At 68.6% G+C, this 20,879-nt stretch carries 18 protein-coding genes; 16 read left to right on the top strand and 2 right to left on the bottom strand.

Features of this window, described 5'->3' with window-relative positions:
- Window positions 1-314: 314 nt before the first annotated feature.
- From FRCN3DRAFT_RS0213125 to FRCN3DRAFT_RS0213075, 11 genes are all read left to right on the top strand, one after another.
- Window positions 315-1,163, top strand: a complete 849-nt coding sequence (locus tag FRCN3DRAFT_RS0213125; protein WP_007514117.1) for a cupin domain-containing protein — start codon at window positions 315-317, stop codon at window positions 1,161-1,163.
- Between the two features lie 130 nt (window positions 1,164-1,293).
- Window positions 1,294-2,877 carry a flavin-containing monooxygenase gene (locus FRCN3DRAFT_RS0213120; protein WP_007514116.1) on the top strand — a complete coding sequence of 528 codons (1,584 nt, stop codon included), beginning with the start codon at window positions 1,294-1,296 and terminating at the stop codon, window positions 2,875-2,877.
- A gap of 239 nt (window positions 2,878-3,116) precedes the next feature.
- The gene (locus FRCN3DRAFT_RS0213115; RefSeq protein WP_007514114.1) at window positions 3,117-3,698 is read left to right on the top strand and encodes a carboxymuconolactone decarboxylase family protein; all 582 of its coding nucleotides are present in this window, start codon (window positions 3,117-3,119) and stop codon (window positions 3,696-3,698) included.
- A gap of 230 nt (window positions 3,699-3,928) precedes the next feature.
- Window positions 3,929-5,671, top strand: coding sequence for a class I adenylate-forming enzyme family protein (locus FRCN3DRAFT_RS0213110; RefSeq protein ID WP_007514112.1), 1,743 nt, complete (start codon window positions 3,929-3,931; stop codon window positions 5,669-5,671).
- 2 nt (window positions 5,672-5,673) lie between these two features.
- Window positions 5,674-6,510 (top strand): TauD/TfdA dioxygenase family protein, encoded by an 837-nt coding sequence (locus FRCN3DRAFT_RS0213105; protein WP_007514110.1) that lies wholly within the window; start codon window positions 5,674-5,676, stop codon window positions 6,508-6,510.
- A gap of 66 nt (window positions 6,511-6,576) precedes the next feature.
- Window positions 6,577-7,320 (top strand): SDR family NAD(P)-dependent oxidoreductase, encoded by a 744-nt coding sequence (locus FRCN3DRAFT_RS0213100; protein ID WP_007514109.1) that lies wholly within the window; start codon window positions 6,577-6,579, stop codon window positions 7,318-7,320.
- Window positions 7,321-7,668: 348 nt separating this feature from the next.
- On the top strand, window positions 7,669-8,481 hold the full coding sequence (locus tag FRCN3DRAFT_RS0213095) for a hypothetical protein (RefSeq protein ID WP_051466247.1): 813 nt from the start codon (window positions 7,669-7,671) through the stop codon (window positions 8,479-8,481).
- A 1,197-nt stretch (window positions 8,482-9,678) separates the two neighbouring features.
- Window positions 9,679-10,479: an ATP-binding cassette domain-containing protein gene (locus tag FRCN3DRAFT_RS44320; RefSeq protein WP_007514107.1), complete on the top strand. Its 801-nt coding sequence runs from the start codon at window positions 9,679-9,681 to the stop codon at window positions 10,477-10,479.
- On the top strand, window positions 10,476-11,321 hold the full coding sequence (locus tag FRCN3DRAFT_RS0213085; protein WP_007514106.1) for an ABC transporter permease: 846 nt from the start codon (window positions 10,476-10,478) through the stop codon (window positions 11,319-11,321). Before FRCN3DRAFT_RS44320 ends, FRCN3DRAFT_RS0213085 begins: the two co-directional genes overlap by 4 nt.
- A gap of 84 nt (window positions 11,322-11,405) precedes the next feature.
- Window positions 11,406-12,749, top strand: a complete 1,344-nt coding sequence (locus tag FRCN3DRAFT_RS44315; RefSeq protein WP_007514105.1) for a sensor histidine kinase — start codon at window positions 11,406-11,408, stop codon at window positions 12,747-12,749.
- Complete coding sequence (locus FRCN3DRAFT_RS0213075; RefSeq protein ID WP_007514104.1) at window positions 12,740-13,384, top strand: response regulator; 645 nt, start codon at window positions 12,740-12,742, stop codon at window positions 13,382-13,384. The genes FRCN3DRAFT_RS44315 and FRCN3DRAFT_RS0213075 overlap by 10 nt, the downstream gene beginning before the upstream one ends.
- Window positions 13,385-13,690: 306 nt before the next feature.
- Here FRCN3DRAFT_RS0213075 and FRCN3DRAFT_RS0213070 read toward each other — a convergent pair whose 3' ends face one another.
- Window positions 13,691-14,308: a TetR/AcrR family transcriptional regulator gene (locus tag FRCN3DRAFT_RS0213070; RefSeq protein WP_007514103.1), complete on the bottom strand. Its 618-nt coding sequence runs from the start codon at window positions 14,306-14,308 to the stop codon at window positions 13,691-13,693.
- 306 nt (window positions 14,309-14,614) lie between these two features.
- On the opposite strand from FRCN3DRAFT_RS0213070, the gene FRCN3DRAFT_RS0213065 reads away from it, so the two are divergent.
- On the top strand, window positions 14,615-16,810 hold the full coding sequence (locus tag FRCN3DRAFT_RS0213065) for an MMPL family transporter (RefSeq protein ID WP_007514102.1): 2,196 nt from the start codon (window positions 14,615-14,617) through the stop codon (window positions 16,808-16,810).
- Window positions 16,811-16,928: 118 nt separating this feature from the next.
- Here the strand turns inward: FRCN3DRAFT_RS0213065 and FRCN3DRAFT_RS0213060 are convergent, their stop codons facing one another.
- Window positions 16,929-17,240: a hypothetical protein gene (locus FRCN3DRAFT_RS0213060; RefSeq protein ID WP_007514101.1), complete on the bottom strand. Its 312-nt coding sequence runs from the start codon at window positions 17,238-17,240 to the stop codon at window positions 16,929-16,931.
- Window positions 17,241-17,341: 101 nt separating this feature from the next.
- On the opposite strand from FRCN3DRAFT_RS0213060, the gene FRCN3DRAFT_RS58135 reads away from it, so the two are divergent.
- From FRCN3DRAFT_RS58135 to FRCN3DRAFT_RS0213045, 4 genes are all read left to right on the top strand, one after another.
- Window positions 17,342-17,467, top strand: coding sequence for a hypothetical protein (locus tag FRCN3DRAFT_RS58135; RefSeq protein ID WP_007514100.1), 126 nt, complete (start codon window positions 17,342-17,344; stop codon window positions 17,465-17,467).
- A 203-nt stretch (window positions 17,468-17,670) separates the two neighbouring features.
- Entirely contained in the window at window positions 17,671-18,171 is a 501-nt protein-coding gene (locus FRCN3DRAFT_RS58130) for a hypothetical protein (RefSeq protein ID WP_007514099.1), read from the top strand.
- A gap of 20 nt (window positions 18,172-18,191) precedes the next feature.
- A complete protein-coding gene (locus FRCN3DRAFT_RS58125; protein WP_232794028.1) occupies window positions 18,192-18,434 on the top strand; it encodes an integrase in 243 nt (80 codons plus the stop codon).
- 447 nt (window positions 18,435-18,881) lie between these two features.
- A complete protein-coding gene (locus FRCN3DRAFT_RS0213045; RefSeq protein WP_007514096.1) occupies window positions 18,882-20,141 on the top strand; it encodes an ABC transporter substrate-binding protein in 1,260 nt (419 codons plus the stop codon).
- Window positions 20,142-20,879: the final 738 nt, after the last annotated feature.

Raw genomic sequence — 20,879 nt, 5'->3', positions numbered from 1 at the left:
TCTCAGGCTGGCCCTTCCCGGGCCGGGCCATCGCATGTGCGTCAGGTCGGCACCCACCGGGGACTTGTTCTCGCCACACCTGCGGATCGCGCTCACCAACTCGCCGGTCAAGGTCGATCCCCTCTTGCGCACGTCGACTTGCTTGTATACAACAACAAGAGTCGTATACAACACAAGGCCGACCTCGAGAGAGCCCGACGAGCCTGGCCAAGACGGCGTCGGCGCGGTCGGCCGCCTGGCCCTGGACGACCGGGCGCGACGGCCGCGGCGGTACCCCGCGGCAGCCCTGGCCGCACCGACGGAGGGGAATCCAGATGCCCGTGCTCGTCTTCAACGACCCGCCGTCCGACCTCGTGGCGGCGGGAGTCACGCGTTCACGGCTGGAGCCGGGCGGCAAGGACGGGCCGGGCGGAGTCGTCCAGGACTCGGACCAGCCCGGCGGCGGTGCGTGGACCCAGATGTGGTTCCTCGGACGGCCGGAGGACCCGTGGCGCATGTTGCTCCCCGACATCCGGATGGCGGCGAACCAGGTCTGGCCGCTGCACTGGCACGACTGCTGGACCGCGGTGGTCGTCCTCGACGGCAGCCTCCTCATGGGCGACTGGTGGATGGAACGCGGCGACGTGCTCATAGCCGCACCGGGCGTGGAGTACGGGCTGTTGATGAACGGTCCCAAGGGCTGCGAGCTGCTCGAGATCTTCGCCCGCGACGTCCTTTCCCCCGGCGGCTACGGGGAGGAATACCGCGACCACCCCGCACTCGTGTACCTCAAAGGTCTCGACACATCGGTCTTCGTCCCGCGGCCACCGGCCCTCGTGGAGAACGGACGCAGGCAGGTTGTTCCGGTTGACGGAACGCCCGGCCTGCAAAAAGGGCACCTCGACGGCAACGCATATTGGGACCTCGGTGACTCGACCGATCCCGAGCGTGGGATCGTCTTCGACCGCAGGCTCGCGGCCGGCGCGATGCTGCCACCCGCGGCCGTCGACGACTGGCGAGCCACGCTTGTCCTCGACGGCTCGATGACCGTCGGAGCTGTGGAATTCACCAAGGGCGACGTCCTGCTCGTCGAGCCCGCGGCGAAGGTACCCGCCATCACCGCCAGCGCCGGCGGCGTCCATCTCCTGGAGCTGGCGCGTACCGCCGCGGCCCTGACGCTCTGAGACCCGACCGACCGTGTCCGGCTCGCCCCACCACCTCGACTCAGGCAGCAGCAGGAAGGCGTGGCGTAGCCGGTGGCCGCCGCCTCCGAGTACCACCGCCGGGCACTGCTGCGATGTGGCTGTAGGAGACATGGAAGAAGCTGACGTCGACATCGTCATCGTGGGTGCGGGCATCCTGGGGATCAACCAGTTATATCGTGCGCGCCAAGACGGGTACTCCGTGCGACTGCTGGAACAGGGCGACGGGGTCGGCGGTACGTGGTACTGGAACCGTTACCCGGGGTGCCGTTTCGACTCGGAGAGCTACACCTACGGCTATCTCTTCTCCGCGGAGCTCTGGCGGGACTGGGAGTGGAGCGAGGAGTTCGCCGCACAACCCGAGACCGAGCGCTACCTCAACCACGTGGTCGACAGGTTCGACCTGCGCGACTCCATCCGGTTCGCCAGCTTGGTCGTCGCCGCCGACTGGGATGAGGAGTCGCGGACGTGGACGACCCGGACCGAGGATGGGCTCGTCGTTCGTTCGACCTACCTGATCAGCACGACCGGCGTGCTCTCGGTGCCGCTCTATCCGGAGGCGCCTGGTCGCGAGACGTTCGCGGGCGAGCAGTACCACACCGGACGGTGGCCCAAGGCGCCCGTGGACGTCGCGGGCAAGCGGGTGGCGGTGATCGGTACCGGCTCGAGCGGGGTGCAGGTCGCGCCGCTGATCGCCGACGAGGCCGTGTCGCTGACGATCTATCAGCGCACCCCCTCGTGGTGCACCCCGCTGAACAACCGCCCGATCTCCGCAGCGCGGCAGGCCGAGCTCAAGGGCAGCTTCGAGAAGATTCGCGACGCCCTGGCGGTGTCGTTCGCGGGATTCCTGCACGAGCGCTCCGACCGCAAGACCTTCGACGACTCGAAGGTCTTGCGCTGGGAGTTCTACGAGACCATCTGGAACAGTCCCGGATTCGCCAAGATGAGCAGCAACTACAAGGACATGCTGCTAGACCCGAAGGCCAACAAGGAGTGGTGCGAATTCCTCGAGGAGAAGATCCGCGGCATCGTGACCGACCAGTCGGTCGCTGACCGGCTCATTCCCGACCACGGTTACGGTGCGCTGCGGCCGCCCTTCGTCGCGGGCTTCTACGAGATGTTCAACAAGCCGAACGTCGAGCTGGTCTCGACCCGTGAGACGCCGTTCGTCCGAGTCACGCCGACCGGCATCGAGACGACGGACGGGGCGCGCGAGTTCGACTTCATCGTCTGGGCGACCGGCTTCGACTTCGGCACGGGCGCCATGCTGCGGATGGGCATCGACGGCGTCGACGGACTGTCCCTGAATGAGTACTGGGCCGAAGGCCCGCGGACCTTCCTCGGTCTCATGTGTCACCGGTTCCCGAACTTCTTCTTCCCGGGCGGCCCGCACGGCGCGGCGGGCAACAACCCGCGCTACGGCGGTGACCAGGTCGACTTCGTCGCCGACCTGTTGAACCACGCACGCGAGCACGGCAACAACCGCGTCGAAGTCCCGCTCGCGGACGAGGAGCAGTGGGCCGAGACGATGGCGAACGCGCTGCGGTACACCAGCTTCGTGGAGCATGGCCAGTACTACGGGACGAACGTGCCGGGCAAGCCCCGGCGGTTCCTGCTCAACCCGGCGGGCCGGCCGGCGCTGCTGCGACTGATAGCGAAGACCGTCGAGAGCGACTACGCGGGCTTCCTTGCCTGACCGGGATGGGAGCGCCTCGCGGCGGCCCCGGCTCGTCGAGCCGTCAGAGGAAGACCGGCTCGCAGCGCGCGAAGTGTTCGTGACGAGAGGAATGTCATGGCCCACCTCTTTCCGCGGGCTGACGGGCAGCCGTTGGCGTGAGCAGCTCGTAGGCCATCGACGGGCCCGGGTCCACCTGCTGAAGATCGGTCTCGGCCTCGACCAAAAAGTAGCTCGTGACTGGACAGGAGCGACCGACGATGGCGCGCATACCACCGATACCAAGGACTGAATGGCCGCCGGAGCTTACGGACTTTATTGCCAGCTACCGCTCGGCGGTTCGCGGCGACCGGCCGGAGGAAGGCCGCCAGGGCGGGTCCAACCTGTTCGGCACGCTGGCCCGCTACCCGCAGCTGGCCAGGGCGTTCCTCGCCTTCAACGGCCATCTGCTGTACGGGTCGGCGCTGTCGGCCCGGCAGCGGGAGCTTCTCATCCTGCGGGTCGCGTCGCTGCGGCGCTGCGACTACGAGTGGGCGCAGCACAGCATCCTCGGCAAGGCCGCCGGGCTGCAGCCCGCGGAGATCGACCGGATCGCCCAGCCGGCGGACATGTCGGGCTGGTCGGCCACCGAGCAGGCCCTGCTGAAGGCAGCCGACGAGCTGGTCACCCACGGCGCGATCAGCGGCGAGACCTGGAACTCGCTCGCCGGCGAGTTCGACGACCGGCAGCTCATGGACGTGGTGTTCACCGTGGGCACCTACGAGCTGGTGGCGATGGCGCTGCGCTCGTTCGGCGTGGAGCCCGAGGCCGACCTTGTCCCCCACCTCCCCGGCTCCTGGTGAGCGCCGCGGGAGACCGGCGGAGCACCTCGCCAGGACACGGCGCCGGAAGCCGGCGGGACATGCCATTCATCCGGCCCGGAGCGGTAATGCGCGAGCGCGAGGAGGCGGCGCGTTCTTCACACGGGTCGAGGAGGCCCCGGCCGCCAACAATCCCTGTCCATCATCACTCGGTCCACCGCGTCTCGGTGGTCCGCCACCAGGCCGCCGGCTGACCGACAGGAGGGGCGCCCATGAGCCCTGAACCAGACACGCTTGTTTCTTCACCCACCGTGTTGTCCATTGTGTCGGGACCGCCGTTAGCCACCGAGCCGGGGCTGGGGGTGCTCACGCTGCCTGGCTACCTGCGTGAGGTCTGCGGGCGTTTCGCCGAGCGCGAGGCGCTGGTCCTGCGCGCGGCCGGGGGCGCGGTCACTCGCTGGACCTACGCCGAGCTGTGGGAACGGGCGTTCGAGGTCGCGAGCGCGCTGCGCGCCTGCGGGGTGGGCCGGGACAGCCGGGTCGGTGTGTTGATGACCAACCGGCCGGAGTGGGTGGCGTCGGTGTTCGGCGTATCGCTCGCCGGTGGCGTGGCGGTGGCGTTGAGCACCTTTTCGACGCCGAGCGAGCTCGAGTACCTGCTGCGGGCCTCCAGCGTCGGCGTGCTGCTGGTCGAGCGGGACGTGCTGACGAAGGACTTCGTCGACATGCTGACCGAGCTCGAGCCGGAGATCGTCAAGGCGGCGCCTGGTGAGCTGCAGTCGGCGAAGTTCCCGTTCCTGCGCCGGCTCGTCGCCCTCGGCCAGGGCGCGTCCGGCGGTGCGGTCGAACCGTGGGAGGCGTTCCTCACGCGCGGGCACCGCGAGCCGCGGGAGCTGGTCGAGGCGACGGCCGATGCGACGCGGCCGAGCGACCCGGCGCTGCTGTTCTTCTCCTCGGGCTCCACGAGCCGGCCCAAGGGCATTCTCAACTCGCACCGCGGCGTGGCCCTCCAGTTGTGGCGTTTCCCTCGGATCTACCGGTTCTCCGAGCAGGACCATGTTCGCTGCTGGGTCGCCAACGGCCTGTTCTGGTCCGGTAACTTCGGCATGGCGATCGGTGGCACCTTCTCCAGTGGCGGCACCGTGGTGCTGCAGCCCACGTTCGTCCCCGCCGAGGCGCTCGAGCTGATGCAGGCGGAGCGGGTGACCTTCCCGTTCGCCTGGCCGCACCAGTGGGCACAGCTCGAGGAGGCGCCCAACTGGAACGACGTGGACCTGAGCGCCATGCGGTTCACGGACGCCGCCACGCCGATCGCGCGGCACCCGACCGTGTCGGCTGTCTGGCACGAGCCCGGCCACGCCTACGGCAACACCGAGACCTTCACGATCTCCACCTGTTTCCCCGCGAACACGCCGCCAGAGGAGCACAAGGGCAGCAGCGGCAAGCCGCTGCCCGGCGTCACGGTCAGGATCGTGGACCCGGCGACGGGTGTCGTGGTCCCGCGCGGCGAACGCGGCGAGATCTGCGTCAGGAGCCCGACCCTGATGCTCGGCTATCTCGGGGTTCCGCTCGACGAGTCCCTGGACGCCGATGGCTTCTTCCGCACCGGAGACGGTGGGTATCTCGACGACGCCGGCCTGCTCTTCTGGGAGGGCCGGCTCACCGACATCATCAAGACCGGCGGCGCGAACGTCTCACCGCGGGAGGTGGACGAGGCACTGGTGGCCATTCCCGGCGTCAGACTGGCCCAGACCGTCGGTGTTCCGCACGCAACGCTCGGCGAGGTCGTCGTCTCCTGTGTCGTGCGGCACCCGGACGCGAGCATCGAGGCCGACGAGATCCGCCGGCTGCTGCGGACGCGACTGGCGAGTTACAAGGTCCCGCGCCAGGTGCTCTTCTTCGACGAGGACGACATCACGATGACCGGCTCCGCGAAGATCAAGACCGGCGAGCTGCGCGAGCTGGCCGCCAAACGGCTGGCGGAACTGGCGCCTACCACGTCAAGGGAGAAGTGACGGTGGCCGCGCTGGTGACGGAAAAGCTGGGAGAGGTCATCGGGGCCACGGCCAAGGGCGTCGACGTCGACCGCCTCCTGCATGACGAGGACCTGCCGTCGGCGTGCCTGGAGACGCTCGAGACGCGGGGCGTGCTGCTGTTCCGTGAGCTGCACATCGACGACGCCGCCCAGGTCGCGTTCTGCCGCAAGCTGGGCGAACTCGCGGTCTTTCGGAGATATCGAACCCCCGAGATCATGGAGATCAGCTTCGATCCGGCAAACCCGAACAAGTCATACTTCGAGAGCAACGTCCACTGGCACATGGACGGCGCGCTCGACGGCGGCCCCCCACCGAAGGCGTCCGTGCTCAGCGCCCACGTGGTCACCGCCGACGGCGGCGAGACGGAGTTCGCCAGCACCTACGCCGCCTACGACGCGCTGTCCGCCGCGGAGAAGAAACGGTTCGCCGGCCTGCGGGTCGTGCACACGTTCGAGGCTGCGCAGCGCCTGAGCTACCCGGACCCGACACCCGAGCAGCTCGCCGACTGGCGCGGGCCGCGCCGGCCGCCCCGGGAGCACCCGCTGGTATGGCGGCACCGGTCGGGTCGCAACTCGCTGGTGTTCGGCGCGACGGCCTCACACATCCCGGGGCTCGCGCCCGACGAGAGCCGGGCCCTGCTCGACGACCAGCTGGCCCGGGCCACCGCCCCGGACCGAGTGCTGCGCCATACCTGGACGGTCGGCGACATGGTGATCTGGGACAACCGCGGCCTGGTCCACCGGGCGTGCCCCTTCGACCACGCCCAGGAGCGCCGCATGCACCGCAGCACACTCCTCGGCGACGAGCCAATCCAGTGACCTTTTCCGTCCAACCGGACTGGATTCATTCTGTCATTAGCTCGGAATCGGGAGGGAACAGCTTCAGTGAGCGGACGCATCGCAATTGTCACCGGTGGCGCCTCAGGTATCGGCGCGGCCATCGCCCGACGGCTGGCGGACGACGGCAACGCCGTCGCCGTGTTCGATCGAGACGGCGCGGCCGCGGATGCCCTGGCCGTCTCGATCGAGGCGGCCGGCGGCAAGGTGATCGGCGTGGACGTCGACGTGACGGACCGCGCGGGCATCGATGCCGGCGTCGACGAGGTGCGCGGGCGGCTCGGCTGCCCGACGATCCTCGTCAACAACGCCGGGATGGCCTCCCACCGCCCGTTCCTCGAACTCACGCTCGAGACGTGGAACCAGACGCTCGCCGTCAACCTCACAGGGACGTTCCACTGCTGCCAGGCCGTTCTCCCCGGCATGATCGGCGAGGGCTGGGGGCGCATCGTCAACATCTCCTCGTCGAGCGTCCACAGCGGCGTGCCGCGAATGGCCTCCTACGTCGCGGCCAAGTCGGGCGTCGTCGGCCTCACCAAGGTGCTGGCCCGCGAGTTCGCCCGCCAGGGCATCACCGTCAACACGATCCCGCCGGGCTTTATCGACACCCCGATGCTGCGCCAGTCGGCAACGGAAGGGCTGGCCAGCGTCGAGGCGCAGACCGAGGCCACCCCGGTCGGCCGGATCGGCCGTCCGGAGGATATCGCCGCCGCCTGCGCGTTCCTCGTCAGCGAGGAGGCCAGTTACATCACCGGCCAGATCCTCGGCGTCAACGGCGGCCGCAACACCTGACCGGTCCAGATCCCGATGCCGCTGCGGACGATCGTGAGGGCCTGTAAGAACAACGGCTCTGTCCCATATTCGGTAGTGACCGTCTGTTAGCGGGTGTTGATGGCGGCAGCCGCCCGCCAACGCCGTCGAATCCGGACAGGTCGCGATCGAACGCGAGATGAGCAACCGCCGTAGGGAGGTCCCAGAAGCCGCGCCGTAGAACAAATCCGTCGCGCGTCGGTACGCGATGGCCACTGACTCTGCGTCACCACCGGATGCGCGACAGAGCCGCTGGTGAAACAGTCCCGGTCTGACGCGTTCGGTCACGTTGGGGCACATGGGACAGGGCCGATCGTTAGCATCCTGCGGGTGGGCAGACTGGACCGGATCGACATGCAGGTCCCGACCTCGACGGGCACCGTGACCGTGCCGGCTCGGTTCGAGGGGCCGCCGGGAAGCGCGAACGGCGGCTGGATCGCGGGTACGGTGGCCGAGCGTCTCCCCGAGCAGGACAGCTCGGCCGGGTCCGGATGGGCGGCCGAGGTAGTGTTGCGGGCACGGACACCGCTGGACGTCACGCTGACCGTCGAGGCGGCGGTCGACGGCGGAGTGCGCCTCCTGCACGACGGGACGCTGTTGGTCGAGGCACACGCCGTACCGGACAGCATCCGCGCCAATCCGGCACCCTTCATCGAGCTCGCGGCGGCCGAGCAGGCGGCGGCGGCATTTCCCGGATTTCCTGGCGGCGGCGGGCACCCGTTCCCGAACTGCTTCGGGTGTGGCACCGGCCGCGCGCCCGGCGATGGGCTGCGGCTGCTCGCCGGCCCGGTCCCCGGCGGACCGCCCGGCCTGACGGCCACCCCGTGGACCGTCCACCCGTCACTCGCCAGCGCCGATGGCACGATCGGTCGGCACCTGTTGTGGTCAGCCCTCGACTGCGCGTCCTTCTGGGTACACCAGGCCGCCCTGCCGACCGAGGCACTGGCTGCGCTGCTGGCCCGCCAGACCGTCGCCGTCGCCGGATCGGTGCTTCCCGGCGAGACCTACGTCGTTGTCGCGCGCGCAGACTCGGCCGAAGGCCGCAAGCTGCGCGCCTCCTCCGCTCTCTACGCCCGGGACGGCATGCTGGTCGCCGCCTGCGCCACCCTCTGGATCCGTATCCCGCCCATCACGCAGCCCTGACTGGCTGGTCTGCTGCCACTTGGCCCAGCGGCACGTCTCCGACGACCTCGCCACCGAGCAGGCCCGACGGGCAATCGAGGAGAGCAACGCCAAGCTGGCCCGCTACCGAGCCGCGCTGGACGCCGGCGCCGACCCCGCGGTCGTCACCGGCTGGATCGCACAGGCCCAGGCGGAGAAGACCACCGCCGAGCGGGACCTCCGCCAAGTACGGCAAGGACAGGAACGACAGCTCACCCGCGAGGAGATCAGCAACCTGGTCACGTCCCTCGGCGACGTAGCCACAGCACTCGCCGAAGTGGAACTAGTAGAGAAGACGGACCTGTACCGCCACCTGGGCCTACGGCTGACCTACCAGGTCGAGACCAGCACGGTGAAGGCCGACCTGAAGATCGACGACGCCTACCGTGGGGTAATGGATCGTGTCCAAGGGGGGTTCAACCCATTCCTACATGATCGGCCTAAGCGAGGTCTTCGACCTTGCCCTCCTGGCCGGAGGGACCGGGGCACACCGATGACCCGCACCCATACGACGGCGGTCCCAGCCGGCGAAAACCAGCCAGAGGCGATCACTATGCCAGCGGCAGCCGCAGGACCTGCGTCCCCTCATCCCAGCGGCCAACTGGCCGCGGCTCCGCCTGGTCACCGTACTGAGCACCGTCGTCGTCGCGCTCAGCCTCCCGTTCGGGCTTGGCTCGGCAACGACCTGTGGGGTGCAACCGCACGGTCAGGGCGCTGAACTGAGCAGACACCGCGACGGGAGATCATGGCGGGCTCGGTGTCGACAATCGTGTTCCTGCGCTGGTGGTGCAGGACGAGAGTTCCCAGGTCCTTCGCGCGGTCCCCGCGGGTCTGAAGCGCCATCAGTCCGAGGACGTTGCACGCCGGGCCGTGGAGCAGGGATCACACTATGCCAGCCAGCCTGCCCGACACGAGTCCTGCGGACACGCATACGTACAGGTCATCGCCCGAATCGAAGTTCTGATGCTCTACACGGCGTTGGCGTTCGATGAGCTGGCAGGCGCAGCGGCCGGGCGGGGCGCGGATAGTGATGTGTGGGGCCCGTCCGCCGCTGAGCGTGGGGATGATTGTCGTGCCGCGCGAAGTCCGGGTGGACGCCGGCGATTCGTGCTATCCCCACCTGGAAGACAGGGGGCCGCGCCCTCGCGGCGGAGGGCTCACAATCGGCAGTCTCGAGGCATGACCTCCAAGGAAAATCCTCAGGTGGCGGCGATCCGCGCGCTTGGCCTGACGAAACGCTATGGCGGCAAGACGGTCGTCGATGATCTAAGTTTTTCGGTCGTTCCTGGCAGGGTGACCGGTTTTCTCGGTCCGAACGGTGCTGGGAAGTCCACCACGATGCGGCTGGTGCTTGGTCTGGAACGGCCGGACGCTGGTACAGCGACCGTCTACGGTCGGTCGTACGCCGAGCTCGACGCCCCACTGCGCCGGGTGGGCGCCATGCTGGAGACGAGATCGTTCCACCGGGGCCGGTCGGGACGGAACCACCTGCTGTGCCTGGCCCAGTCGCAGGCCCTCCCCATCCACCGGGTGGACGAGGTGATCGACCTCGTCGGGTTGCGGGACGCGGCCGACCGCCGGGCTGGCGGCTACTCCCTCGGCATGGCGCAGCGCCTCGGCATCGCCGCCGCGCTGCTCGGCGACCCGGGGGTCGTGGTCCTCGACGAACCGGTCAACGGCCTTGATCCGGAAGGCGTCCGGTGGCTTCGGAATCTGCTGAAGCGGTTGGCCACCGAGGGCCGCGCCGTGCTGGTCTCCTCGCACCTGATGAACGAGATGGCCGTGACCGCCGATCACCTGCTCATCCTCGGCCGGGGCCGGCTGCTTGCGGACTGCTCGACTGGGGACTTCGTCGAGCGTTACACCGACCCGCGGCTCTACGCCGCCACTCCTGCCGTCGCCCGACCGGCACTGCTCGAAGAGGCATTCATGCGACTGACGGCTGGCTCGGTCGAGTACGCCGCGAAGGGAGCATCATGACCGCCACGATCGCGTCTCGCAGGGGGGCTGCTGCCGTTCCGGATGCCGCCAGGGTCGCCGGGTTCGGCGACCTGTGTCGGGCCGAGTGGACGAAAATCAGGACGGTGCGCTCGACCGGCTGGTCCCTGTTCGCGATGGCGGTGATCTCGCTTGGGTTCACCGTCTTCGCCTCCGCCGCGCTCATGTCGTCGTGGCCGACGCTCGACGCGGCGACGAAGGAACGTTTCACCTCCGACAACGTCGCCGTGATCCTGCAGCCCGGCGCCACATTCGGCCAGCTCGCCGTAGGTGTCCTCGGTGTCCTGCTGATGGCGTCGGAGTATGCGACCGGGATGATCCGCGCCTCGGTGCTCGCGACCCCGCGTCGGACGCCGATCCTGGCGGCGAAGGCCGTCGTCTTCGGCGGTCTGCTCTTCCTGGTGGCGGAGGCGGTGGCGGTGGCGGCGTTCCTCGTCGGCTCGGCCATCACGAGCGAGCACGCCTCGACGTCGATCGGCGACGCCACCACGGTGCGCGCGATCCTCGCCTTCGGGGTGTTCATGGCGCTGACAGGCCTGATCGCGCTCGCCATCGGCGCGATCGTGCAGCACCCGGCCGCGGGCATCGGCGCGATGGCCAGTCTCCAGTACGTGGCGCCGCTCGTGCTGAGCCTGTTGCCGGGCTCGTTCGCCGAGCACCTGGTCGCCGCGCTGCCCGTGACCAGCGGCCTCGTCGTCATGAGCAACGGTCACGACGTCAACGATGTCTACCCGCCGCTGGCGTGCCTGGGAATCCTGGTGGTCTGGACGGCGGTGCTGCTCGCCACCGGGTTCGTCTCGGTCAAGCGCCGGGACGTGTCCTGACCGGCCGGGCGAGACGACGACGTACCGGGGCGACGCACCGATGGGCAGGTGGACCGTGGACGGCGGACGACGAGGAGCCGGACGGTGAGGAGCCCGACGGCACGAGGGTGGGGTGGGCGCGGTCTGGGTGCCGCACTGCGGACGGCCTACGGTGCGCGCGCCTGGCGGGAATGCCTCTACGCGCTCGTGAGCCTTCCGACCGCCTGCGTAGGCGTGGCCGCCGTCGTCGCCACCGTGCTGGTGGGCGCGCTGTCGGCGACGGTGTTCGTCGTCGCACCTGTGCTGATACCGGTGCTCGCGTTCGACCGGGGCCTCGCGAACGTCCAGCGGTGGCTGGCCGGCTCGCTGCTGTGGCTGCCTGTCGCCAGACCCGACCGGCCCCGGCGGCGGCGGGGGGTCCTCGGCTTCCTCACCTACCATCTGGCCGACCCGGTCGCCTGGCGAGCCGTGGGCTGCTTCGCCGTCCGGATCCCGGCTGGCGCGGTCCAGTTCGCGGCCGGTTTCCTGCCCTGGGCCTACGGCGCAACGTTTCTGTTCTATCCAGTGCTGTCGAAGGTCATCGGGTCGCGCGAGGCCGACGCCGGCAGGGCCGAGCGCTCCTACGGCTTCCAGCTCGGGCACTTCTACCTCGACAGCTGGCCGCTGGGGCTGGCGGTCAGCTGCGTCGGCGTGCTGGTGCTGGCGGCGGCGCCCTGGCTCACCCGGGCCGTGCTCGGCCTCGACCGTTGGTTGTTGCCGAAGCTGCTCGGCCCTTCGGACAGTTCGTTGCGGATCAGAGAGCTGGAGGAGACCCGGTTGCATGCGGTCAATGAGGCCGCCTCGACGCTGCGCCGGGTCGAGCGTGACCTGCACGACGGTGCGCAGGCCCAGCTCGTCGCGCTCGGGATGCGGCTCGGGCGGGCCGAGAGCCGGCTCGACAAGGCCGACGTCGCGCGGGCACGGGAGCTGGTCCGGGAGTCACGCGACGAGGTCAAGACGATCATCGTCAATCTTCGCGAACTGGTGCGAGGAATTCACCCACCCGCGCTCGATGCCGGCCTCGAACCGGCGCTTGCCACGCTCGCCGCCCGAGGGCTGATCCCGACCACGGTCCGAGTAGACCTGCCGAGCCGGCCGCCGGCCTCAGTCGAGACCATGCTGTACTTCGCCACCACCGAACTGCTGGCCAACGCCGGGAAGCACAGCCAGGCGACGGCCTGCTCGATCGGCATCGCGACCGACAGCGACACCCTGCGCCTGACCGTCAGCGACGACGGGATCGGGGGAGCCAGCTACGCCGGTGCCGGCAGCGGGCTGCGTGGCCTCGCGGAACGCGTGCACACGCTGGGCGGCTCACTCGCGGTCAGCAGTCCCCCGGGCGGCCCCACCATGATCACCGTGGACGTTCCGTTCAGGGACCGGAAGACTGAGGCTGACCCGTGCGGATAGTGATCGCGGAAGACACGGTGGTCCTGCGGGTAGGCCTCGTCCAACTGCTCGTCGAGGAAGGTTACGAGGTCGTGGCCGCCGTGGCAGACGGCGAGGCGCTGAAGGCCGCGGTCGGTCAGCTCCGACCGGACATCGTCGTCTCCGACATCCGAATGCCACCTACCCACACCGACGAGGGACTGCGCGCCGTCATCGAACTGCGCGAGCGGGACCCGAACCTGAAAGTGCTGATCTTCTCCCAGTACGTCGAGACCCAGTACGCGAGCCGGCTGCTGGCACGCAGCTCGGCAGGAGTCGGCTACCTCCTCAAAGAACGCGTGCTGGACGTCAAGGACTTCGTCGACGCACTCGACCGGGTCGCAGCCGGCGGCACCGCGCTCGACCCCGAGGTGGTCAGCCAGCTGATCGGGGCAAGCCAGAGCCGCGCCGCCGTCGACACACTGAGCCCACGCGAGCGCGAGGTGCTGGCACTGATGGCCCAAGGGCGGTCGAACGCCGCGATCGCGCGACAGCTGACCGTCACCGAACGGGCCGTCGAGAAACACGTCGCGAATATCTTCACCAAGCTCATGCTGCCAGTCTCCGCGGCCGACCACCGACGCGTCCTGGCGGTGCTGCGCTACCTCGGTATCTGACGCATACGACCGACCCGACGGCAGTGACGAAAGCCCGCCCACCTGAGTTCGGATGTCCGCCACCTCATTGTCCAGATCGACAACGACCTGGCGGGTAGTACTTCTAGCGAGCGTGTCTGGCGAGCCAGTCGAGTTTTTGCAGGGCGACCAGCGCTGCACGGGCTGGTCGGGTCGCGGTTGGTCCGTGACCTCGCGGGCAGGTTGCCTGGGCCGGGCACGTGGACCCGGGTGCAACCCTGCGACCGGATATCGGGCACCCACAGCCACCTGGGACAGGCCTCTGCCGCAGTGAACCTGCTTGATGCGTTATCGACGTTCGGGCACGTTAGGTGCCGCGTCGCGGGTGGACCGCCTTGGTGTGCGGAGTCCCAGCGTGCGGCGGCCCGCCTCGATGACGTACTGGAGCAGGACGTCATCGTCGAGGCCGATCAGCCTCGGCGCGACCGCGCCGGGGATTCCGGCCAGCACGAGGGCGGCCTTGACCCGCCCGCTGGGGCCGCGGTCGACCTCGGCGAGAAGATTCAACTGACGGTTGATCAAGTCATCCAGGCCATGCTGGGTAAGCATGACATCGGTCACGCCAGGGTCGGCGGCCAACACCGAGAGCAGGGCACGATTGCGCACCGCGAGGTTGGCGTAGCCAACGAGCATGTACTCCGCCCGGGCCTGGGGAGTGCGTTGCGTCTCGGCCGTCTCGACGATGGTCCGCAACGGCTCGAGCACCGGCTCGACCGCCGCGAGGAGAAGCTCCTCGCGGGTATGGAAGTGGTGGTAGACCGCCGCCTTGGTAATGTCCAGCTCGTCCGCGATCATCTGCAGTGACGTGCCCGCGAAGCTGTGCCTGGTGAACAGGCGGACCGCCGTGTCGACGATGCGGCGCCGGGTATCGGTCACTCCGGGTGCCTTCAGCGCCGCCAGGCTCATGATCGCTCCTTGCCGAGTCTTCAAGGGGCCACAGCTTAGCTTGCCGACTGGCAAGTAATCAACCTGCCGATCGGCCAGTGCACGGCACCGTCGATGTGCGGCACGAACTTGTCGTTCGTAAAGCAAGATCCTAGCCGTTTAGCAGGTGACGTACCTTACGATCGGCTAGTCAACTCCTTGCCGAACGACTAGCGTCACCCGTGTCGCCGGGAGCCACGAATGCCGGCGGGACCCGAATCGCCACGCCTGCATCCAGGGCCCGTCTGTGGCTGGCGAATCCCAAACTCCCTTGAGCAGGAGACACTCATGGCCTCGTTCCTCTACCGGCTCGGCCGGTTCGCGTTCCGACGACGGTGGCTGGTCGCGGCGGTGTGGTTCGCGGTCCTCGCCGGCGCGCTGGCCGGCGCCGCCACCTTGTCCGGATCTACTTCCGACGCGTTCCGCATCCCGGGTACGCCGTCGCAGCAGGCGATCGACCTCCTCGACAAGCGGTTCCCGCAGGCGTCGGCCGGTGGCGCCACGGCGAATGTCGTGTTCGCCGCGCCGGACGGCCAGCGGCTCAGTGATATGCGGCCGGCTGTCGAGGACGCGATCGCACAGCTGAAGAAGGCTCCACAGATGGCCTCGGTCAGCGACCCGTTCCAGCCCGGCACGGTCAACAGCGCCGGCACCGTGGCCGTCGCGAGGGCGACCTACCAGGTGCCGTCGGCGGAGCTGACCGACCCGGCCCGCGGCGCGCTCACCGCCGTGGCGGACAAGGCCCGGGCCCAGGGCCTGACCGTCGAGGTCGGCGGCGACGCGTTGACGGTCAAGCCTGCGCAGGGCGCGGGTGAAGCCATCGGGATTGCCGTCGCCGCCGTGGTCCTGTTCATCACGTTCGGCTCGTTGGTGGCGGCCGGCCTGCCGCTGCTGACCGCGATCCTCGGTATCGCCATCGGTATCGGCGCGATCACTGCCATGAGCGGGTTCGTGAACCTGTCGTCGACCACGCCGACACTCGCCCTGATGCTCGGTCTGGCCGTGGGTATCGACTACGCGCTGTTCATCGTCTCCCGGTACCGGCAGGAAATCGCCACCGGACGCGATCGGGAGGAGGCTACCGGCCTGGCGGTCGGAACCGCTGGTTCCGCGGTGGTGTTCGCCGGCCTGACCGTCGTGATCGCGCTAGCGGCGCTGGCGGTCGCGGGAATTCCGTTCATTACCCAGATGGGGCTGGCCGCCGCGTTCACCGTGGCCGTCGCCGTGCTCATCGCGCTGACCCTGCTGCCGGCGCTGCTGGGCTTCGCCGGCGAGCGCATCTCCCGGAACCCCCGCGGGCTGCACGCCCGCGACCTGAAAGAGGCCGGTGCCACGCCGGCACCCAACATCGGCACGAGGCGGGCTGGGGCGATCGCCCACCGCCCGGTCCTCGCGCTGCTCATCGGCGTCATCGGACTCGGTGTCATCGCGATACCAGCCCTGGACCTGCGCCTTGGCATGCCGGACGACGGCTCCGCCCCGCCTGCCACCACCCAGCGTCACGCCTATGATCTGTTGGCAGGCGCGTTCGGGCCCGGCTTCAACGCGCCGCTGACCGTCACCATCGACGCGCGCGCCGGGTCGGCACAGGCAGCAGCGGACCAAGCCACGCAGACGATCCGTGGGCTCCACAACGTTGCCGCGGTATCCCCGGCCGTCATCAACCAGGCGGGCGACACCGCCCTGCTCACCGTCACCCCGACGACCGGACCAAGCGATGTTGCGACCGAGAAGCTGGTCCACGCCATCCGACAGCTCCCTAGCGCGCCCGGCACCGCCATCGGTGTCACCGGTCTGACCGCCATCAACATCGACGTCTCCACCAAGCTCGGCGACGCGCTCGTGCCCTACCTGATCGTCGTGATCGGCCTGGCGTTCGTCCTGCTCCTGCTGGTGTTCCGGTCGGTGCTCGTGCCGGTGATGGCCACCCTCGGCTTCCTGCTCAGCATCGCGGCCACGTTCGGAGCCGTCGTGGCAGTGTTCCAATGGGGCTGGCTCGCCAACCTGTTTGGCATCGAGCAGACCGGACCGATCCTCAGCCTCCTGCCCATCGTCCTGGTCGGCATCGTGTTCGGCCTCGCCATGGACTACCAGGTCTTCCTGGTCACGCGGATGCGTGAGGAGTACTCGCACGGCAGCGCCCCACGCCAGGCCATGATCACCGGGTTCGGCCACGGAGCCCGGGTCGTCACCGCCGCCGCATTCATCATGATCAGCGTCTTCGCCGGATTCATCCTGTCGCCCGAATCGATCGTCAAGTCGATCGGGTTGGCCCTCGGCGTCGCCGTGCTCTTCGACGCGGTGGTCGTGCGCATGACCATCATGCCAGCGGTGATGGCCCTGCTTGGCCGCGCCGCCTGGTGGCTGCCCCGCTGGCTCGACCGGATCCTGCCCAACGTCGACGTCGAAGGCGAGAAACTGCACCACCTCCTCGACGACGGACACGACCCCCTCGACGCCACCCACGAACGCGCACCGGTCTAATCGGACCCTCACCACGGACCCGCTGCCCACCGGCCGCGGGTCCGTTTACCTCTCCCGCGAAAGGAAGGACCCCGCCGCGACCGCCCAGTCGTACACACAGAACCTGCGCGGCATCGCCCTACCTCGGCGACCGTGGCGAAGGCGTCGTGGTCGGCGGCGGCCGTTCCGAGACGTTCCAGGAGTGCGGCGGTGATGGTGGGTCGACCTTGACCGTGACACCCCAGAGGTAAAAGCCGTCCAGGACGCCGCGGCCAAGAACGCTCCACACCTCGTCCCAGGCGGGTGTCTCGACGCCGCCTGCCCGCAGGCGGTCAAGGTAGTGCGCGAGAAGGTCGCGTTCGCGTTTTCTACGGTCCGCGTCGCTCAGCACGGAAGCGATGTGGTGGCCGACGTCGAGGTACCAGGGCCCCGTGGCCGCCGAAAATGCCATCCGCCCTCTCAGCACAGTCGCAGCCGTGGCTGCCGACCATGGCCCTCCTAGCACCCGGCCCTCACTCGTCGGGATCGGTGGCTGCGCGAGGATGCCACTTCGTGCTGCTTCGGCTGACCTACCTCGGTGTCACCAACGCCTTCGCGCTGCTGCGCCTACTGCCCCGCGGTGACCGTGACAAGGACATCGAGATCCTCACCCTGCGCCACCTGATCGCCGTGCTGTAACGCCAGCTCGACGCCAACGGATCCAGTTCCGACCCGCCGACCGCGCCCTGCTCGCCGCGCTCCTGCACACGCTGCCGCGGCCAACCCTGCGCCACCTGCGACTCCTCGTACGCCCGGACACCGTTCTGCGATGGCACCGCGCCTTGATCGCCCGCCACCACGCCGCCCTCTCCCGACCCAAGCAGCACGGACGGCCCCGTACTGTGGCCTCAATCCGCGCCCTGGTGCTGCGCCTTGCCCGAGAAAACAGCGGCTGGGGCTACCGCCGCATACACGGCGAGCTCCTGACCCTCGGCATCAAGATCGCCCCGCCCACGGTCTGGGAGATCCTGCACGAGGCAGGCATCGACCCGGCACCCGACCGGACCGCGACCAGCTGGGCCGACTTCCTGCGCTCCCAGGCCCACGCCATCCTCGCCGCCGACTTCCTCGAGACGGTGCCCCTGACCAGGACACGCCTCTACATCCTCGCCGTGATCGAACACACCAGCCGCCGCATCCGAATCCTCGGCACCACCGCACACCCCACCGCAGCATGGGTCACCCAGGCCGCCCGCAACCTCGCCATGGATCTGCAGGACGCCGCCTCGACCGCCGGCTACCTCATCCGCGACCGCGACGGCAAATTCCCAGCGCTGTTCGACGCGATCCTCGCCGACGCCGGGACCACGATCGTGCGCAGCGGCATCCACGTCCCCGCCTGAACGCGATCATGGAACGGTGGGTGCGAACTTGCCGCCACGAACTCCTCGACCGCACCCTGATCTACAACCAGCGGCAGCTCCTGCACGCCCTCCGCCAGTACGAGGCGTTTTACAACTCCCACCCCCACCAGAGCATCGCCAACGCCAGACCACTCCAACCGCTGCCCGAACCAATCACCGAGCCGGACCGGCTGACCCGTCTCACCGTCCGCCGACACGATCGCCTCGGCGGCATCCTGCACGAGTACGAACACGCCACCTGACCTGCCCGGACGTACTTTCGGCAGGTACAACGTCACCATAAACACCCCGCCCGGCCGCCGCGCCTGCCAGCTCACCGAACGCCAACGCCGTGGGGACTCCAGAACCCCGATTCGGCGACGGCCCCGAACAGCGCCAACACGGGACCGATCGTCGTCCCGATCCGGGCGATCAACCAAACAACTACGGCAAACCTCATGCCGCCGGCCTGCCCGCCGCCCGGCGCCCACCAACATCGACATCGACATCGACATCGCGAGTTAAGATTGTTCGCACCGCAAGGACCCATTCGAAGAAAGATCCACAGCTGGCATCGCCGGGCTTCACTCGATGCGACACGCCGCCGGTTCCCTTGGAATCTCGTCGCGGGCGGCACGCTAACGTGGGGCCACGAAAAATGACCGAATTGCCACTATTAACATAGATCTTTCGATGGGAGAGGGCGCGTCATGATCCTTCGTCGCCTGCGCGTGCGGACCTCTGCAGGGGCAATCGCGGCCGTGCTGGTCGGGCTTTCCGGCCTCACCGCCTGTGACATGCCGTCGAACTCGGCCACCAGCGGGGCCGCCGCCTGCCCGACCCAGGCACCAGGCGTGACGCCCACCTCCATCAAGATCGGACTTATCTATCCCGACACCGGGCCCGCCGAGATCGCCTCCGCCTTCAAGGCCGCCCGCAGCGGCGTCGAGGCGCGCATCGACCTGCAGAACGCCGCCGGCGGCGTCCACGACCGCGGGATCGACCTGGTATGGGGCGACGACCAGTCCGACGCCGAGACCTTCTCCAAGGTCGCGCACGACCTCGTCGACACCCAGCACGTCTTCGGCCTGATCGCCACCTCGATCGTCCTCGACGAGTCAGCCGGCTGGCTCGATAAGGAGACCATCCCGGTCACCGGAACCGGGACGAGCGCCACCTGGAGCAACCATCCCAACCTCTTCCATGCCGGCAACCTGTTCAACACCGGCGGTACCTCCGTCTTTGGCGACTTCGTCAAGGCACAGGGCGGCAGGAAGGCGCTCGTCGTCGTCGACCCGAACGTCGCGGCGTCCCGAAGCCTCGCGGCACAGTTCGTCCCCAGCCTGCGAAGCCGCGGTATCCAGATCGTCGACGAGGTCACCTACACCGAAGGGGTCACCGACCCAGCCAAGGTCGCCGACGAGCTGAAAAGTTCCGGCGCGGACACCCTCGTCGGCGCCGCCCAGTCGAGTCCCTTTATCGACATCTATGCGCAGGCCAAGTCTCTCGGGGTCAAGATCAATGTGGCGTTGAATGCTACCGGTTTCAGCCCCGGTCTGCTCGCCCAGCGAGGTCGCGACATGGCCGGAATGTCGATCATGTCAAGTGTCGCCGCGCAGGGCTCCCCCGCGATGAACGCCTACCAGAAAGCCATGACCGTATACGCGCCGGAGCTGGCGGACCCCACCGACGAGCTCGCCCTCGCCGGCTACGTGGCCGCGGACGAGATGATCCAAGGACTCCAACTCGCCGGACCCTGCCCCACCCGCCAGGCGCTCATCCAAACCCTCCGCAGGGTGACGGATTTCACCGCCAGCGGCCTGATCCCCCCGATCAACCTGTCCCAGCCCACCCAGCCGATCCTCTGCGAGAACTTCATCAACGTCGACTCGACGGGTGGTAGTTTCGCCGCCGTCCCACCACCCGCGGCACTCAACCGCGACGGTTACTGGTGTGGCGAACCTCTCTAATAACACCACGGCGCGGACCCTGGCGCCGGTCTTCGCCGGACAGGTCGCCGCGCCGCGGTCACCGAATGGCGACGTGCCAGCGCGACCGACGACGAACCGAACAACCGCGGTCCCGCCACACCGCGCACTACTTCATCGTCGAACTCGAGAGCGACATCAACTACAGGATCAACACTCGACTGTCGGCGAGCCAACAATCCACCTCCAGATGATCCGAGGTTGTGATTTTTGGCGGAATTCCTTAGCCCGCCGCCCCCTTCTCGCTCTCTCTAGGTTTCTTGTGTATCCAGGTCGACGTGGGCCGGGCGGGGTCCGCACGGCCTTGGCCGCTTGGATCGCTCTTCCCGGTCTTGTTCCAGCGACCGGCAGCCAGCCCCCTGCGGGGACGATCCCCGCAGGGGGCACGAGTTCCTGTTGCCTACGGGGGCGTAGAGTTGTCGTCAGGGAAGTCTTGAGGCCGGCGTCCGCATCGGAATTCGAGCAGGACGTCACGATCGGGTCCGTATCCTACGGACAAGGAGCTGCCTTTGCCTCGCCTCGGGATGCCTCCCCGTGTCGCCGTAGGTGTACGGCGTCGCGACAGGCTTCGAACGCATAGCGGCGGGTACCTCGGTGGCGATCTTCATAGAAAGACCCGAGGACCGACTTATCGACGCGCGGCAGCCCGGGTGTACGGCTGACGGACAGATCGACCGAGACATGCCGCCCCAGTCGCCACGCAGCCACCCCCAGACGTTG

Source organism: Pseudofrankia saprophytica (genome assembly GCF_000235425.2).
Lineage (GTDB): Bacteria > Actinomycetota > Actinomycetes > Frankiales > Frankiaceae > Pseudofrankia > Pseudofrankia saprophytica.
This window is presented reverse-complemented; position numbering and strand designations above follow the sequence as displayed.